17 protein-coding genes are annotated in these 14,089 nt (G+C 66.9%); 8 read left to right on the forward strand and 9 right to left on the reverse strand.

What is annotated here, in order from left to right:
• The first annotated feature begins 8 nt into the window (after positions 1-8).
• Entirely contained in the window at positions 9-416 is a 408-nt protein-coding gene (locus F5544_RS00095) for a hypothetical protein (protein WP_167471271.1), read from the forward strand.
• Between the two features lie 4 nt (positions 417-420).
• Here the strand turns inward: F5544_RS00095 and F5544_RS00100 are convergent, their stop codons facing one another.
• The gene (locus F5544_RS00100) at positions 421-1,125 is read right to left on the reverse strand and encodes a YoaK family protein (RefSeq protein WP_167471272.1); all 705 of its coding nucleotides are present in this window, start codon (positions 1,123-1,125) and stop codon (positions 421-423) included.
• A gap of 155 nt (positions 1,126-1,280) precedes the next feature.
• Here F5544_RS00100 and F5544_RS00105 point away from each other — a divergent pair, with 155 nt between their 5' ends.
• Positions 1,281-2,210: an acyl-CoA dehydrogenase family protein gene (locus tag F5544_RS00105; RefSeq protein ID WP_167471273.1), complete on the forward strand. Its 930-nt coding sequence runs from the start codon at positions 1,281-1,283 to the stop codon at positions 2,208-2,210.
• A 780-nt stretch (positions 2,211-2,990) separates the two neighbouring features.
• Entirely contained in the window at positions 2,991-3,977 is a 987-nt protein-coding gene (locus tag F5544_RS00110) for an ATP-binding cassette domain-containing protein (RefSeq protein WP_167471274.1), read from the forward strand.
• Here the strand turns inward: F5544_RS00110 and F5544_RS47375 are convergent.
• Positions 3,934-4,125, reverse strand: coding sequence for a twin-arginine translocation signal domain-containing protein (locus F5544_RS47375; RefSeq protein ID WP_428847210.1), 192 nt, complete (start codon positions 4,123-4,125; stop codon positions 3,934-3,936). The two genes, F5544_RS00110 and F5544_RS47375, sit on opposite strands and share 44 nt — an antisense overlap.
• On the opposite strand from F5544_RS47375, the gene F5544_RS00115 reads away from it, so the two are divergent.
• Positions 4,052-4,822 carry an ABC transporter permease gene (locus tag F5544_RS00115; RefSeq protein WP_428847211.1) on the forward strand — a complete coding sequence of 257 codons (771 nt, stop codon included), beginning with the start codon at positions 4,052-4,054 and terminating at the stop codon, positions 4,820-4,822. The genes F5544_RS47375 and F5544_RS00115 overlap by 74 nt on opposite strands.
• A 4-nt stretch (positions 4,823-4,826) precedes the next feature.
• On the opposite strand, the gene F5544_RS00120 is transcribed toward F5544_RS00115, so the two are convergent.
• A complete protein-coding gene (locus F5544_RS00120) occupies positions 4,827-5,030 on the reverse strand; it encodes a hypothetical protein (protein ID WP_167471276.1) in 204 nt (67 codons plus the stop codon).
• Between the two features lie 94 nt (positions 5,031-5,124).
• Between F5544_RS00120 and F5544_RS00125 the strand changes: the two genes are divergently transcribed.
• On the forward strand, positions 5,125-5,652 hold the full coding sequence (locus tag F5544_RS00125) for a peptidylprolyl isomerase (protein ID WP_167471277.1): 528 nt from the start codon (positions 5,125-5,127) through the stop codon (positions 5,650-5,652).
• A gap of 18 nt (positions 5,653-5,670) precedes the next feature.
• On the opposite strand, the gene F5544_RS00130 is transcribed toward F5544_RS00125, so the two are convergent.
• Complete coding sequence (locus F5544_RS00130; protein WP_167471278.1) at positions 5,671-6,117, reverse strand: PH domain-containing protein; 447 nt, start codon at positions 6,115-6,117, stop codon at positions 5,671-5,673.
• Positions 6,118-6,177: 60 nt separating this feature from the next.
• Positions 6,178-6,441, reverse strand: a complete 264-nt coding sequence (gene crgA, locus F5544_RS00135; RefSeq protein ID WP_167471279.1) for a cell division protein CrgA — start codon at positions 6,439-6,441, stop codon at positions 6,178-6,180.
• 247 nt (positions 6,442-6,688) lie between these two features.
• On the opposite strand from crgA, the gene F5544_RS00140 reads away from it, so the two are divergent.
• The 3 genes from F5544_RS00140 (at position 6,689) to F5544_RS00150 (ending at position 8,575) form a co-directional block, all read left to right on the forward strand.
• Positions 6,689-7,333: an aminodeoxychorismate/anthranilate synthase component II gene (locus tag F5544_RS00140; RefSeq protein ID WP_167471280.1), complete on the forward strand. Its 645-nt coding sequence runs from the start codon at positions 6,689-6,691 to the stop codon at positions 7,331-7,333.
• Positions 7,330-8,043, forward strand: a complete 714-nt coding sequence (locus F5544_RS00145; RefSeq protein WP_167471281.1) for a RibD family protein — start codon at positions 7,330-7,332, stop codon at positions 8,041-8,043. The genes F5544_RS00140 and F5544_RS00145 overlap by 4 nt, the downstream gene beginning before the upstream one ends.
• A 73-nt stretch (positions 8,044-8,116) precedes the next feature.
• Entirely contained in the window at positions 8,117-8,575 is a 459-nt protein-coding gene (locus tag F5544_RS00150; RefSeq protein WP_167471282.1) for a deaminase, read from the forward strand.
• A gap of 11 nt (positions 8,576-8,586) precedes the next feature.
• Here F5544_RS00150 and F5544_RS00155 read toward each other — a convergent pair whose 3' ends face one another.
• The 4 genes from F5544_RS00155 to F5544_RS00170 form a co-directional block, all read right to left on the reverse strand.
• The gene (locus tag F5544_RS00155; RefSeq protein WP_167471283.1) at positions 8,587-9,027 is read right to left on the reverse strand and encodes a CBS domain-containing protein; all 441 of its coding nucleotides are present in this window, start codon (positions 9,025-9,027) and stop codon (positions 8,587-8,589) included.
• Positions 9,028-9,122: 95 nt separating this feature from the next.
• Positions 9,123-11,027: a Stk1 family PASTA domain-containing Ser/Thr kinase gene (gene pknB, locus F5544_RS00160; RefSeq protein ID WP_167471284.1), complete on the reverse strand. Its 1,905-nt coding sequence runs from the start codon at positions 11,025-11,027 to the stop codon at positions 9,123-9,125.
• On the reverse strand, positions 11,024-12,526 hold the full coding sequence (locus F5544_RS00165) for a protein kinase domain-containing protein (RefSeq protein WP_167471285.1): 1,503 nt from the start codon (positions 12,524-12,526) through the stop codon (positions 11,024-11,026). Before F5544_RS00165 ends, pknB begins: the two co-directional genes overlap by 4 nt.
• Before the next feature lie 37 nt (positions 12,527-12,563).
• Positions 12,564-14,030 carry a peptidoglycan D,D-transpeptidase FtsI family protein gene (locus tag F5544_RS00170; protein WP_167471286.1) on the reverse strand — a complete coding sequence of 489 codons (1,467 nt, stop codon included), beginning with the start codon at positions 14,028-14,030 and terminating at the stop codon, positions 12,564-12,566.
• Between the last annotated feature and the right edge of the window lie 59 nt (positions 14,031-14,089).

Below are 14,089 nucleotides of genomic sequence, written 5' to 3' on the forward strand. Positions count from 1 at the left end.
AGCGGAATATGGTTCGGACAATCCTGCTGGTCGCCTGCGTGATCTCGCTCAGTGCCTGCGGCAGTTCGGATGGCGGATCGAAACCGTCGAGCGCCGCCGCGCCGTCGGTTGCCGGTGCGCCGGCGCAGGACAGCGGCGTCAAGCCGAGCGGCGATCCGTGCTCGGAGGTCGCGTTCGAGGTGGCGACGGTGCGCGCCATCCAGCAGGGCACCAGCCCGGGCGAGGTGCACGCGGTGGCCCAGCGCCTGTACAACTTTTCACAGGCGGCGCCGCCGGAGATCAAGCGCGCCGCGCAGGGCGCGACGGGTCCGGCGATCATCGCCATGCAGCATCCCGACCGGCGCGGCGAGGTCAGCACCGACGCGGTACAGGCCGATGTGCAGGTGCTGGAGACCTGGCACAAGGGCCATTGCTGACGGGTCAGTGCGCGGGCGGCCCGTGCCGGTCCAGGTGCAGGTAGGTGTAGTAGGTGACGATCAGGCAGACGACGGTGGCGGTGATCAGCATCGCCCATCCGGCGACGACCAGGCTCAGCAGACCACCGAGCAGTGCGCCCGCCGCGAAGCTCACGTACAGCAGGAAATAGCCGAGCCAGTCGGCGTAATCGCCGCCGCCGATATGCCTTTCGATGCCCTGGCCGAGTTTCACCAGGGTGCCGGTGACGTAGCTGAGCGGCACCGAAACCTCGCCGTTCTTGACGAACGAGGTGTTGAGCGCGCCGACCCCGAAGGCGACGAACAGGATCGGGACGAAGCTTATGTCCGCCTGGTGCGCCTTGTGGATGATCGCATCGGTCAGCGAAGCCATCGCCAGACATACGGTGGTGAGCAGGACCGGGCCGTGCGGATGTCCGGACCAATAGTGTCGGCGGCACCACGATGCGATGATCACGCCGGCCAGGAAGAAGATCAGCAGCAGCGTCGCGGGTATCGCGACATCCGTTTGACCGTGGAAATGCCCGAGGACGGCCCGTTCGGTGTTGCCGGTCATGAAGGTGACGAAATAGCCAGCGGTGTGCGTGAACGCGGCCGCTCCGATGAGCCCGGCCAGTGCCGCGAGCACCCAGGACAGGCGGGCCTCGCTGTCGAATAGTGCTTTTCTGCGGTCTTCGTCCGGTTGCTGCACAGGTAAGGCTCCTTTGCGACAGGGGCTACCCCATCAAGTGATACCTGCTTCGCCGGACGTGTGAAGTGTGCATCGCCGCACATCCGATACGTTTGCTGAATAATTACCATTCGCCGTGCCGTCCGGTAGATCGGGATTCGGGGGTACCGTGACGCGTGGACTCCGTATTCGATCACTTGATCACCGCCGCGCCGCCGGACCCGATCGCCGATATCGGTGCGGTGTGGGCGCGGCATCAAGAGGCGGGCCGGCTCTTCGACCGGACGCTCGATGTGGCCCTGGTCGGCGGATTCGGTGCCGACCGACTGGGATTCGCCTTCCTGTCCGGCTATCAGGAGGCGCTGCGGTCCCTGCTTCCCGGCCTGCCGGCGGAATTGGCGGCGCTGTGCGCGACGGAGCCGGGCGGCGCGCATCCGGCGCAGATCCGGACGACGCTCACCGAGGCCGCGGCGGGCTGGGTGCTCAACGGTACGAAATCCTTTGCGACCCTTGGTGCTTACGCCCGCCGCCTGATCGTTGTCGCCAGCGTCGGCGTCGCGGACGGGCGCAATCGCCTGCGGGCCGCGGTGGTTGACGCCGCGGCGCCCGGTATCGCGGTGACGCAGCTGCCGCCGACCCCGTTCGCTCCCGAAATTCCGCACGCCACAGTGACTTTCACCGACGCACCGGCGCAGCCGCTGCCGGGCGACGGCTATGCGGACTACCTGAAGCCGTTTCGCACCATCGAGGATGCGCATGTGTTGGCGGCGACCATCGGCTGGCTGGTCCGGGTGGCCAGGGAATCAGGCTGGCCGGACGCGGTGACGCAGCGGTTGCTGGCCGGTGCGGCGCTGGTGCGTGGGCTCGATGTGGACGGCTTCGGCCGGGTTCCGGGCGTCGGCGGTTCGACACCCGGCACACATATCGCCTTGGGCGGCGCCTTCGAATTCGTCGAGCGTGTGCTGGCGGAGCTGGATCCGCTATGGGCGCAGGTGAATCCGGATATCCGGACGAGGTGGGAGCGCGATCGTCCACTGCTGGCGACGGCGGGCCGGGTGCGGGAGCAGCGGCTGGCCGCGGCCTGGCGGGCGGTGCGCGGCGAGTGATTCGGTCCAGAAATGGGGAGCGGGCCTCGGCGAAGGGGGGGAGTTAGCCGAGGCCCGCGTAAGGTCGGCCCGGGGGGAGGGGCCGACGTGAACGATCCTACGCGATGATTCGAGATTCCGTGCGCGTGGGGAGCGGCACTTTTGAAGTTTTTTGGGGTCGGCTTACCTGCCGCGGAGCGGACCTCCGCTGGCACGGTGCACAACTCGGCGGCCGGATTGTGGTCGAGTAACCAATCGCGCCGTCAAAGTTGTTGATACACAACGTATTACAACGACTTTGGGAAAAACTGTCGGTCTACCGGTATAACGTCGAGGAAAAATGCCGACCGGTCTGCGTGTGGTGTGAATCGCGTCCGGTGGTTCCAGAAGGACCCGGAATCGGTCGGATTTGTCGCGTGTCGTAGGCGGGCCGGGCATGTCGCGCTCGGTTCGCGGGTTGCCGAATCAGTAGAAACTATGTACTTTGTATAGAGAAAACATGGGGAGAGGAGTCGAGTACCAAGATCGGGGGATTCGGGTAGTCCGGTACGCGCGATCGGTCCGCCGGACGGGTGGACGATCGAAGCGGTCGCATCCCGATCCGGTTCCCCCGAGCACCGCCTGGATCTGGATGCGACCACTTTCATATCCCGGATCCGGGGTTCTACCAGGTGAAATCCAAACATTGTCGGTGGCGGCGGCAATACTGACTCTCAGCACCGGCCGCCCGGATCCGGTCGGCGGAACACCGTCGGCGTCGCATACCCAGTCATCGAGAATCATTCGTATCTCAGGAGAGCTATGCCCGATGCAATAGTCGCCAAAGGGCTGGTCAAGCGCTATGGCCAACTGATCGCCCTGGATGGCCTGGATCTGACGGTGCCCGAGGGCACGGTCACCGCACTGCTCGGCCCGAACGGCGCGGGCAAAACCACCACCGTCCGGGTGCTCACCACGCTGCTGATACCGGATGCCGGGCGGGCGACCGTCGCGGGCATCGATGTGCTGCGTGATCCGCAGCTGCTGCGTTCTCGGATCGGCGCGTCCGGCCAGTACGCCGCGGTCGACGAATACCTCACCGGCTTCGAGAATTTGGAGATGGTCGGGCGGCTGTACCACATGGGGGTGCGGCGCAGTAAGGAGCGGGCCAGGGAACTGCTGGAGCGTTTCCGCCTGTCCGACGCCGCCGACCGTCCGGTCAAGGGTTACTCCGGCGGTATGCGCCGCCGCCTGGATTTGGCGGGTGCGCTGGTCGCCAATCCGCCGGTGCTGTTCCTGGACGAGCCGACCACCGGGCTGGATCCGCGGGCGCGCCTGGACCTCTGGGATGTCATCGAGGAACTGGTGGCAGGCGGCACCACCCTGCTGCTCACCACGCAGTACATGGAGGAGGCCGACCGGCTCGCCGACGCCATCGCGGTGATCGACCACGGCACGGTCATCGCCCGCGGCACCGCGGACGAGTTGAAGACCGCGGTCGGCGGCGACCGAATCGAGCTCACCGTCGATCACCCGGACAATCTGGCGACAGCGCTACAGGCGCTGAAACCGTTGGCGGACGGGGAGGTTCACCTCGAGCCCGGTCTGCGCCGGATCACCGTCCCGGTGGCCGACGGATCGCAGGCGCTGGTCGCGGCGGTCGGGCGGCTCACCGAGCTGAACGTGCGGATTCACGACGTCGGTCTGCGCAGGCCCTCGCTCGACGATGTCTTCCTGACGCTGACCGGTCACGAGGCCGATGCGCTCACCACCCGCGAATTCGATACGACGGAAGGAACGAACCGATGACCGCAGTTCCGGCCGTCGCAGCACCGCCCGCCATCACCGACCGTCTGCTGATCCTGGCGGGCGACAGCCTGACCATCGCGAAACGCAATGTCATCAAGATCAAGCGGGTACCCGATGTGCTGATCTTCTCGACGCTGTCGCCGATCATGTTCGTGCTGCTGTTCGCCTATATCTTCGGCGCTGCCATCGATGTGCCCGGACTGTCGGGCGGGTACCGGGAATTCCTGATCGCGGGCATCTTCGCGCAGACCGTCGTATTCGGTGCGTCGTTCACCGGCGCCGGCCTGGCCGAGGATATGCAGAAGGGCATCATCGACCGGTTCCGCTCGCTGCCGATGGCGCCGTCGGCGGTGCTGTTCGGGCGGACGGTCAGCGATGTGGTGATCAATGTCGTGAGCCTGACGGTCATGTCGCTCACCGGTCTGCTCGTCGGCTGGCGGATCCGCGGGTCGTTCGTCGACGTGGTCCTCGGCTATGTGCTGCTACTGCTGTTCGCCTACGCGATCTCCTGGATCATGGCGGTGGTCGGACTGCTGGTGCGGGCGCCGGAGGTGTTCAACAACGCCAGCTTCATGGTGATCTTCCCGCTGACATTCCTGGCCAACACCTTCGTGCCGATCGACAAACTGCCGACCGTGCTGCGAATCTTCGCCGAATGGAATCCGGTGTCGGCGGTGACCCAGGCGACCCGCGACCTGTTCGGCAACACCAGTCCCCTTGCGCCGAAACCGGATACCTGGCCGATGCAGCATCCGGTGGCGACGACGCTGATCTGGGTGGTGATCATCCTCGCGGTATTCGTGCCGCTGGCGCAGCGGCAGTACAAGCGGACCGTCAGCCGCTGACGGGTCAGGCCCCCGCGCCGGCACCCGCCGGTGTCGGCGCGGAACCGTTGCGCGAGTAGCCGATTCGCGGCGGGGCGGGGGCGGGCTCGGGCGGCTGCGGTCGTTTGCTGCGCACCAACCAGGCCACGCCACCGGCGAGCGCGGCGAAGGTCGCGATCAACAATCGGTTCCGGGTTCGTGCGGAGAGGTGGAAGCGCCCCAAGGTCATTCGACCACTTTGGCACAGCCGGGCGCATCGCGCAGTAGGCACTGGTCACACCCAATCCCCGGAATGTGTGGCCGGTCATGGCACGATGTCCCGCGTGACCTCACCGAATCAGACTGCTGTTGCGACGCTGCACACCAATCACGGCGATATCAAGATCTCGCTCTTCGGTAACCACGCCCCCAAGACGGTGCGCAATTTCATCGGCCTCGCCGACGGTTCCGCGCCGTACACCACCGCGAATGCGAGCGGCGGCAGCTCCGGCCCGTTCTACGACGGCGCGATCTTCCATCGCGTAATTCCCGGATTCATGATTCAGGGCGGCGACCCGACCGGCACCGGCCGCGGTGGGCCCGGCTACGAATTCGGCGACGAATTCCACCCGGAGCTGCGCTTCGACCGCGGCTACCTGCTCGCGATGGCCAATGCGGGCCCGGGCACCAACGGCTCCCAGTTCTTCATCACCGTCGGCCAGCAGCCGCACCTCAACCGCAGGCACACCATCTTCGGCGAGGTGATCGACCCGGATTCGCGCAAGGTCGTCGACGCCATCGCCGCCACCCGCACCGACCGCAATGACCGTCCGGTCGAACCCGTGACGATCTCCAAGATCACCCTGGAATGAGCCACGCTGGGCTCGCCGCTATTTGGCGAGCCCAGTCGTGATGAGGGATTCGAAGACGTCGTTCGGATTCGCGCCGAGATCCCAGCGGCCGAAGATCAGCAGCCGCTCGGCGCCGTCGTGCTCCACATCGATCTCCAACATCGGCATCTTGCGGCCGAGGCGGCGGTAGCCGACCACCCTGGCCCGTGTGATCTGGTCGCGGGTGTATTCGGTGGGGCCGGACAGGCCGCGCACCACCAACTTCGGCTCGGCGCCCGGCACGATGGTGAATCGTGGCCGCTGCCGGAAGCCGAGCCCGGCCAGGCCGAGCAGCCCGGCGGCGGCCAGGCCGATCAGCAGGCGGCTCGGTCCGTCGTCGGCCAGGATCGCGGCCACCACCAGACAGACCCCGCCGACCGCGACCGCGGTCAGCGCGGGGGCCGGGGTGGTCCAGGTGAGCCGGGGCTCGGAAGATTCGATCCCCAAGTTTTTCCTCGAGTTGTCCACAGGCTCATCCACAGGTGTGAATGAATGACATGTCTGTAATCAGCGCCAGCGCATGGTCATGATCAGGCCGATCACCATCAGACCGAAGCCGATCAGGAAGTTCCAGGCGTTGAGGTCGTTCATCCACGTGAGCTGATCGCCTGCCAGGTAGTAGACGAGCAGCCAGATCAGCCCGGCGAGCATGAAGCCGAGCATGATCGCGACGTACCAGACCGGTGACGGACCACCCTTCACCTTCACCGGGATCCGGCTGGCGGGGTTGATCGTGTAGTCGGTCTTCTTACGGACCTTGGACTTGGGCATGACGTCCTCGTGTTCGGCGTGCGGTCGGTACCGGCGGGGCGGATTCGGTTGTATGTGAGCCGAGCCGGACTCGCCACCTGCCGCGACTGTCCGATTCGGACTCCCCGGTCGCGGTGGGTTGCGGCTCGCTATGGCGTTGTTGTGGGTCGCACGCAGCGAGAGCTCCGGCGCCCGCCGGTGTGTCTCTAGGCTATCCCAACTGGTATTCCGCGCGACGCTCTGGCGGGTGTGCACGTAATCTCGAACCATGCGTGTTCTGGTCGTCGACAATTACGACAGCTTCGTCTTCAACCTGGTGCAGTACCTCGGCCAGTTGGGTGTCGAGGCCATCGTCTGGCGCAACGACGACCAGCGGCTCGCCGATGTCGACGCGGTGGTCGCCGACTTCGACGGGATCCTGATCAGCCCGGGCCCGGGCACGCCGGACCGGGCCGGCCGCAGCATCGACCTGGTGCACGCCTGCGCGCGGCACCGCACGCCGCTGCTCGGGGTGTGCCTCGGGCATCAGGCCATCGGCGAGGCCTTCGGCGCCACGGTCACCCGCGCACCCGAACTGTTGCACGGCAAGACGAGTTCGGTGTTCCACATCGGCGCGGGCGTGCTCGCCGGGCTGCCGGATCCGTTCACCGCGACCCGCTACCACTCGCTCACCGTGCTGGAGGAGACGCTGCCCGCCGAGATCGAGGTGCTCGGCCGCACCGAGAGCGGCATCGTGATGGCGATGCGGCACCGGACCCTGCCGATTCACGGCGTGCAGTTCCACCCCGAATCCGTGCTCACCCAGGGCGGACACCGGATGCTGGCCAACTGGCTCGAGGTGTGCGGTGAGCGGCCCGCCGAGGGGCTGGTCCAGACGCTGGAGGCGGAGGTCGCGGCACTGGTGGTGCAGTGACCGCGTGGTCGCGCCCCTATGTGCTGCTCTCGGCGGCCGCGAGCCTCGACGGATATATCGATGACGCGAGCGCGGACCGGCTGATTCTCTCCGACGCGGCCGATCTGGACCGGGTCGATCAGCTGCGCGCCGAATCCGACGCGATCCTGATCGGCGCGCAGACCATGCGGCGGGACAATCCACGGCTGCTGGTCAACAGCGCGCAACGGCGAGCGGCGCGGGTGGCCGCGGGCAAGCCGGAGTATCCGCTCAAGGTCACGGTAACCGCGAGCGGCGCGCTGGGAGCCGACCTGAATTTCTGGCGGCACGGTGGGGAAAAGCTGGTCTGCACAACCGATTCCGGGCTCGCGGCGCTAGGTGACCGGCTGGCCGGGCTCGCCGAGATCGTCTCGCTCGGTCCCGAACTCGATTTCGCCACGCTGCTCGATGAGCTTGGGCGCCGTGGTATTCGGCGGCTGATGGTGGAGGGCGGCACCCGCGTTCTCACCCAATTCCTGGCCGCCGATCTGGTCGACGAGCTGCGGTTGGCCATCGCGCCCATCCTGGTCGGCGATCCGGCGGCGCCGCGTTTCGTCGATCCGGCGAAATTTCCGGGCGGGCCGGGGCGTCGGCTCCGGCTGGTCGATGTATCGCGGGCCGGTGACGTCGCGGTGCTGTGTTATCTCGCGAAACCGGAGGCGAAACCGAGGAGTTGGGCGGGTGTCGAATAGGCTGTGCTGCGGGCCGTATCGCCGCGGTAGCTCGGCAACCACTGTGCACCAGCGGAATTCAGAGAGGTAGCGCATGCCCACCCAGGATGCCGACCACCGATTCATGCTCCGGGCAATCGAACTCGCGCGTCGCTGCCCACCGAGCACGACCGCCTATTCGGTCGGCGCGGTGATCGTCGTCGACGGTGTGGAGATATCCACCGGTTACTCCCGCGAGACCGATGAGAAGGTGCACGCCGAGGAAGCCGCGCTGAACAAACTGCCCGCGGACGACCAGCGGCTGGCCGCAGCGACGATCTACAGCACGCTGGAACCGTGCACCAAGCGCGCGACGGCGACCCGGGCGCCCTGCACGGAACGCATCCTGCGGGCCGGGATCCGGCGGGTGGTGATCGCCTGGCGCGAGCCCCCGCTGTTCGTGACCAACTGCGTCGGCGTCGAGCGATTGCGCGAGCACGGTGTCGAGGTGGTGGAGCTGCCCGAACTCGCCGCGGCGGCCATGGCGCTGAACCGGCATCTCGACCTGTCGTAATATCCTGCGGCTCAAGGCCTTCCGTAGAGCGCGGTGACGAACTCGCTGAGCTGATTGTCATCGAGGTGCCGGGCCAGATCGGCCTCGCTGATCATGCCGACCATCCGCTTGTTGTCATCGATGACGGGGATCCGCTTGATCCGGTGCTGCTCCATCTCGGTGAGCACGGTATCGATATCGGCATCCGCGGGCACCCAGCGCGGGGTGGCCTCGCAGAGTTCGCCCGCCCTGGTCGTCGCCGGAGACCGGCCCTGCGCAATGCATTTCACCACGATGTCGCGGTCGGTGATGATCCCGCACATCCGCTGGTTTTCATCGGCGACGACAACCGACCCGACGTCGAGTTCGGCCATCACCCTGGCGGCCTTTCCGACGGTCTCGTCCCGCGATATCCACTGCGCGCCGGGTTTCATGATGTCCCTGGCGGTCGGCCCACTGCGCGATGTGTCCATTTTCGGCTACCTCCTCGTACTCAGCACTGCTGGTCAGGGATGGAGCAGCCTCATTCTGCCGCCGAACACACCGATCGGTCTGGACTTTTACGAGATCAGTTCGGTCCGAGCACCCCGGTGCTGATGGTGATCGTGGCGTTTTTCGCGACGGACGACCCGGCGGCCGGTTGTTGACTCAGGATCCGCCCGACATCACCCGGGGCGAAGGTGCCCTGTGTGGTCTGGTTGATCTGGCTTGCGCCGCCGGTCCAGCCTGCGCCGTGCAGCGCGTCCAGCGCCTGGGTCGGGGTCAGGCCGATCAGTGGTGGCATGACGATCCCGCCGCTGGATACCTGGACGACCACCGTCGAGCCGCGGTCGGCGCTGGTGCCGCCCGCCGGAGTGGTCGCGATGACCTCACCCTTCGGCTTCGAGGACGGAACCTCCTGGACCTGGATCTTGAATCCGGCGCTGGCCTCCAGATTCGGCTGGGCCACGCTGATGTCCTGGCCGACGACGGTGGGCACCCGGACCTGGTCGGGACCCTTGCCGAGGGTGATGACGATGGCGCGGTCCACATCGACCCGGGAACCCGCCGAGGGATCCTGGCCGATCACCTTGTCCACGTCCTGCGTGCTCGACTCCTTGCGCTGCACGCTCGGATCCAAGCGCAGCTGCACCTCGTTGAGTTTTTGCTCGGCCTGCTGCTGGGTCAGCCCGTCCAGCCGCGGCACCGGCACCTGCTGCGGACCGGTCGACACCTGGATGGTGACGGTGCCGCCCTTATCGATCCGGGAGCCGCCGAGCGGCTGGGTGGCGATGACATTGCCGGTGGCGATCTTGCTGGACGCCGTCTGCTGGGTGGCCACGTGGAAGCCGAGCTTCTCCAGCTTGTCCTGCGCCTGCTGCTGCGATTGGTTCGAAACATCAGGTATCTCGACCTGATCCGGTTTGCTGCCCGGCCCGATCAACACCCAGAACAGCGCGAAGGCCACCGCGACCGCCGCGGCCACCGCGATGGCGAGGTAGGCGGTGCGGCGCGGATTACCCGCCTCGGCGGGTTCCTGTTCGGCGGTGTCGTCGCTGCGTTCGACGGTGCGGTAGCTGCGCGGCGGCGGACCCTCGGCGCCGAGCATGGTGGTGCGATCCTCATCGGTCATCACCATGGGCGCGCTCGGCCGCTGGCCACCGAGCACCCGGATGAGGTCGGCGCGCATCTCGGCCGCGGTCTGATACCGGTTGGCCGGATTCTTGCTCATCGCCTTGAGCACGACCGAATCGAGTTCGCGCGGCACGCCGGGGTGGACATGCGACGGCAGCCGCGGATCCTCCCTGACGTGTTGGTAGGCCACCGCCACCGGTGAATCGCCGGTGAAAGGTGGTTCACCGGTGAGGATTTCGAACAGCACGCAGCCGACCGAGTACACGTCGGAGCGGGCGTCGACGGTTTCGCCCCGGGCCTGTTCCGGTGAAAGATATTGCGCGGTACCGATCACCGCGGCGGTCTGGGTCATCGGGTTGGAGCTGTCGGCGATCGCACGGGCGATGCCGAAATCCATCACCTTCACCGCGCCGGCCCGGTTGATCATGATGTTGGCCGGCTTCATATCCCGGTGCACGATGCCGGCCTTATGGCTGAAATCCAGTGCGGCACAGACGTCGGCGATGATCTCCATCGCGCGGCGCGGCGGCAGCGGACCCTTGCCGCGCACGATATCGCGCAGCGTATCGCCGTCCACGTACTCCATCACGATGTACGGCAGCGGGCCGCCGTCCACCTCGGCCTCACCGGTGTCGTACACCGCGACGATCGCCGGATGGTTCAGCGCCGCGGCATTCTGCGCCTCGCGCTTGAACCGCAGATAGAAGGTCGGGTCGCGGGCCAGGTCCGCACGCAGCACCTTGATCGCCACATCCCGGCTCAGGCGCAGGTCGCGGGCCTTGTGCACCTCGGACATGCCGCCGAACCCGATGATCTCGCCCAGCTCGTACCGAGAGGACAGATTCTTCGGGGTCGTCATGGCAGTCCTTGCGAATACGTGGTCGGGCCCGACTGGCCGATCGCACCCGGAATCTCGATGGGCGGCCCGAGGGGCGGGGTGGTGGTCTTCGCTGTGGTCTTCGAGGGCGTAGTCGATTTGGTGGGGGGCGGCGTCGTCGTGGATGGCGGCACGGTGGTGGTCGTCGTCGGCTCCGGCGTTGTGGTCGGCGGCTCGGTGGTAGTCGTCGGCTGCTGCGTTGTCGTCGGGGGTTTCGTTGTTGTCGTCGGCTCCGGCGTCGAGGTGGTGGTCGGGGCCGGTGTCGTTGTCGTCGGACGAGTAGTCGGAACCACCGTACTGGTGACCGGTGGCACCGTCTTCGGATTCGATCCATCACCGATCAGCGCCCAACCGATGCCCGCGCCGAGCAGTACCGCGCCGATACCGATGGCGATCGCCCACTTCTGCCCGGCGGTGAGGCCCTTGTCTTTGCCCGCGGGCGGGGTGGCGCCCGGGTTCAGCTGGGTGGCCGGTGCGGTACCGGTGATCCCCGCCGCGCCGACACCGGCGGCCGGTGTCGCGTAACGCACCGTCGCATTCGAGTAATCGGTTGGGGTGGAAGGGATTTGAACGGTGGGACCGGGCGGGAGCAAGGTGGTCGCTCCGGTGAGCGGCACCGCCTTGTGCATACCGCTCGGCGGCGGTGGTCTGCGTCCGGCGCGCACTGCGGCCACCGCGTCGGCGAATTCGCCGCCGCGGGCATAGCGCTGCGCCGGATCCTTGCTCATGGTGATCTCGATGAGCTCGCGCACATTCTGCGGCAGATCCGCGGGCATCGGCGGCGGCGCCTCACGCACATGTTTCATCGCGACGGTGATCGCGCCGTCACCGCTGAACGGCCGCTGCCCGGCCAGCGCCTCGTAGCCGACGACGCCGAGCGAGTACACATCGCTGGCCGCGGTGGCGTCCTCGCCGACCGCCTGCTCCGGCGCGATGTACTGCGCGGTGCCCATCACCATGCCGGTCTTGGTGACCGGCGAGGCGTCGACTGCCTTGGCGATGCCGAAATCGGTGATCTTCACCTGGCCGGTCGGTGTCACCAGGATGTTGCCCGGTTTGACGTCGCGGTGCACGACACCCGCGGCGTGCGCAACCTCCAGCGCCCGACCGGTCTGCTCCAGCATGTCCAGACCCTGCGCCACGGAGAGCCTGCCCAGCCGGTTCAGCACCGAGTTGAGCGGTTCGCCCTGCACCAATTCCATGACCAGGTAAGCGGTTTCGCTGCCGTGCGGATCGGTGGTCTCGCCGTAGTCGAAGATCGCCGCGATGCCCTGGTGGTTCAGCAGCGCGGTGGTTTTGGCCTCGGTGCGGAACCGGTGCCGGAAGGTGGGGTCGGCGGAGAATTCGGATTTGAGCACCTTCACCGCAACCCGCCGGTCCAGTCGGGTGTCCAGCGCCTCCCAGACCTGGCCCATACCGCCGGTGGCGATCAGGCGGTGCAGGCGATAGCGGTCGGCGATCATCGCGCCGTTGTTCAGCATCGGGGCCCCCGAACCTTGACTCGCACGTTCATATCCTTCAGCCCCCCTGCAGCCCGGCGTCCAACACCGCGCGGGCAACGGGTGCCGCGACCGACCCACCTGTCGCGGCGAGCGCCCGATCGCCACCGTTCTCCACGATCACCGCGATGGCGATCTTCGGATTCTGGGCGGGAGCGAACGCGATGTACCAGGCATGCGGCGGCGTCTGGCGCGGGTTGGAGCCGTGCTCGGCGGTGCCGGTCTTGGATGCGATCTGGTACTTGGTCTGACCATGTCCAGCCGTGTTGTTCTCCGAGGCGATCATCAGATTGGTCAGCTGTGACGCTACATCGGCGCTGACCGCCTGGCCGACCGAGATCGGCTTGTTCTTCTTCAGCTCGCTCAGGTCGGGACCCTGCAGTGAATCGATCAGGTACGGCTCCATCCGGACACCGCCGTTGGCGACGGTCGCTGCGATGACCGCATTCTCCAGCGGGGTGAGTGCGACGTCGCGCTGACCGATGCTGCTCTGGGCCAATGCCGCGTCATCGGAGATGGTGCCGACGGTGCTCTCGGCGACCGGGATCGGGATGCCGCTGTGCGCGCCGACGCCGAAATTGTTGGCCTGCTCCTTCAGATTCGGGGCACCCACCTTGACGCCGAGCTCGGCGAACGCGGTGTTGCACGACATACGGAACGCGTCGTACAGCGAGGCGGTCGGGCCGCCGCCGCACGGGGTGCCGTTGTAGTTCTCCAGCGTGGTCGAGGTGCCGGGCAGCGTGATGTTCGGCGCCGCGGTGAACTGGTCCTCCGGTTTGGCGACGTGGTTGGACAGCGCCGCGGCGGTGACCACCACCTTGAAGGTCGAACCCGGCGGATACGTCTGGGAGACAGCGCGATTCAGCATCGGCTGATGCGGATCCCCGTTCAGCGACTCCCACGCCTGCGTACCCTTCGCCCCGTCGTGCACCGACAGCAGGTTCGGGTCGTAGCTGGGCGTGGAGACCATGGTGAGAATCTTGCCGGTGCTCGGTTCGATCGCCACCACCGAGCCGGTGTAACCCTTGCTGGTCAGCTGGTCGTATGCCACCTTCTGCATCGCCGGATTCAGCGTGGTGAGCACGTTGCCGCCGCGCGGATCCCGGCCCGAGATCAGGTCGGCGAGGCGGCGGCCGAACAGTTGGCTGTCCGAGCCGTTGAGCACCGAATCCTCGGCGCGCTCCAGACCGCCGCTGCCGTACTGCATCGAGTAGAAGCCGGTCACCGGCGCGTACGCCTCCGGGTTGTCGCGGTACACGCGCAGGTACTTGTAGCGGTCGTCGGTGGCCACCGAACTGGCGAGCACATTGCCGCCCGCCGATATCTGACCGCGCTGACGCGAATACTCGTCGAGCAGAATGCGTTTGTTGCGCGGGTCCGAACGCAGACTGTCGGCCTTGATCACCTGAACGTAGGTGGCGTTCAACAGCAGCGCGACGATCATCAACATGACCGCGACCGCGACCCGGCGTAGGGGAGTGTTCATTCCTGCGGCCTCGCTTCCGGTCGGCCTGCCTCGGTACGGGTTACCTCGAGACGACTGGT

This window comes from Nocardia arthritidis, assembly GCF_011801145.1.
Lineage (GTDB): Bacteria > Actinomycetota > Actinomycetes > Mycobacteriales > Mycobacteriaceae > Nocardia > Nocardia arthritidis_A.

Coding starts and splice junctions, on each gene's coding strand:
- F5544_RS00095 (WP_167471271.1), top strand. CDS start 9: ATGGTTCGGACAATCCTGCTGGTCGCCTGCGTGATCTCGCTCAGTGCC.
- F5544_RS00110 (WP_167471274.1), top strand. CDS start 2,991: ATGCCCGATGCAATAGTCGCCAAAGGGCTGGTCAAGCGCTATGGCCAA.
- F5544_RS47375 (WP_428847210.1), bottom strand. CDS start 4,125: ATGATCGGCGACAGCGTCGAGAAGATCAGCACATCGGGTACCCGCTTG.
- F5544_RS00120 (WP_167471276.1), bottom strand. CDS start 5,030: ATGACCTTGGGGCGCTTCCACCTCTCCGCACGAACCCGGAACCGATTG.
- crgA (WP_167471279.1), bottom strand. CDS start 6,441: ATGCCCAAGTCCAAGGTCCGTAAGAAGACCGACTACACGATCAACCCC.
- F5544_RS00140 (WP_167471280.1), top strand. CDS start 6,689: ATGCGTGTTCTGGTCGTCGACAATTACGACAGCTTCGTCTTCAACCTG.
- F5544_RS00150 (WP_167471282.1), top strand. CDS start 8,117: ATGCCCACCCAGGATGCCGACCACCGATTCATGCTCCGGGCAATCGAA.
- F5544_RS00155 (WP_167471283.1), bottom strand. CDS start 9,027: ATGGACACATCGCGCAGTGGGCCGACCGCCAGGGACATCATGAAACCC.
- pknB (WP_167471284.1), bottom strand. CDS start 11,027: ATGACGACCCCGAAGAATCTGTCCTCTCGGTACGAGCTGGGCGAGATC.
- F5544_RS00165 (WP_167471285.1), bottom strand. CDS start 12,526: ATGCTGAACAACGGCGCGATGATCGCCGACCGCTATCGCCTGCACCGC.
- F5544_RS00170 (WP_167471286.1), bottom strand. CDS start 14,030: ATGAACACTCCCCTACGCCGGGTCGCGGTCGCGGTCATGTTGATGATC.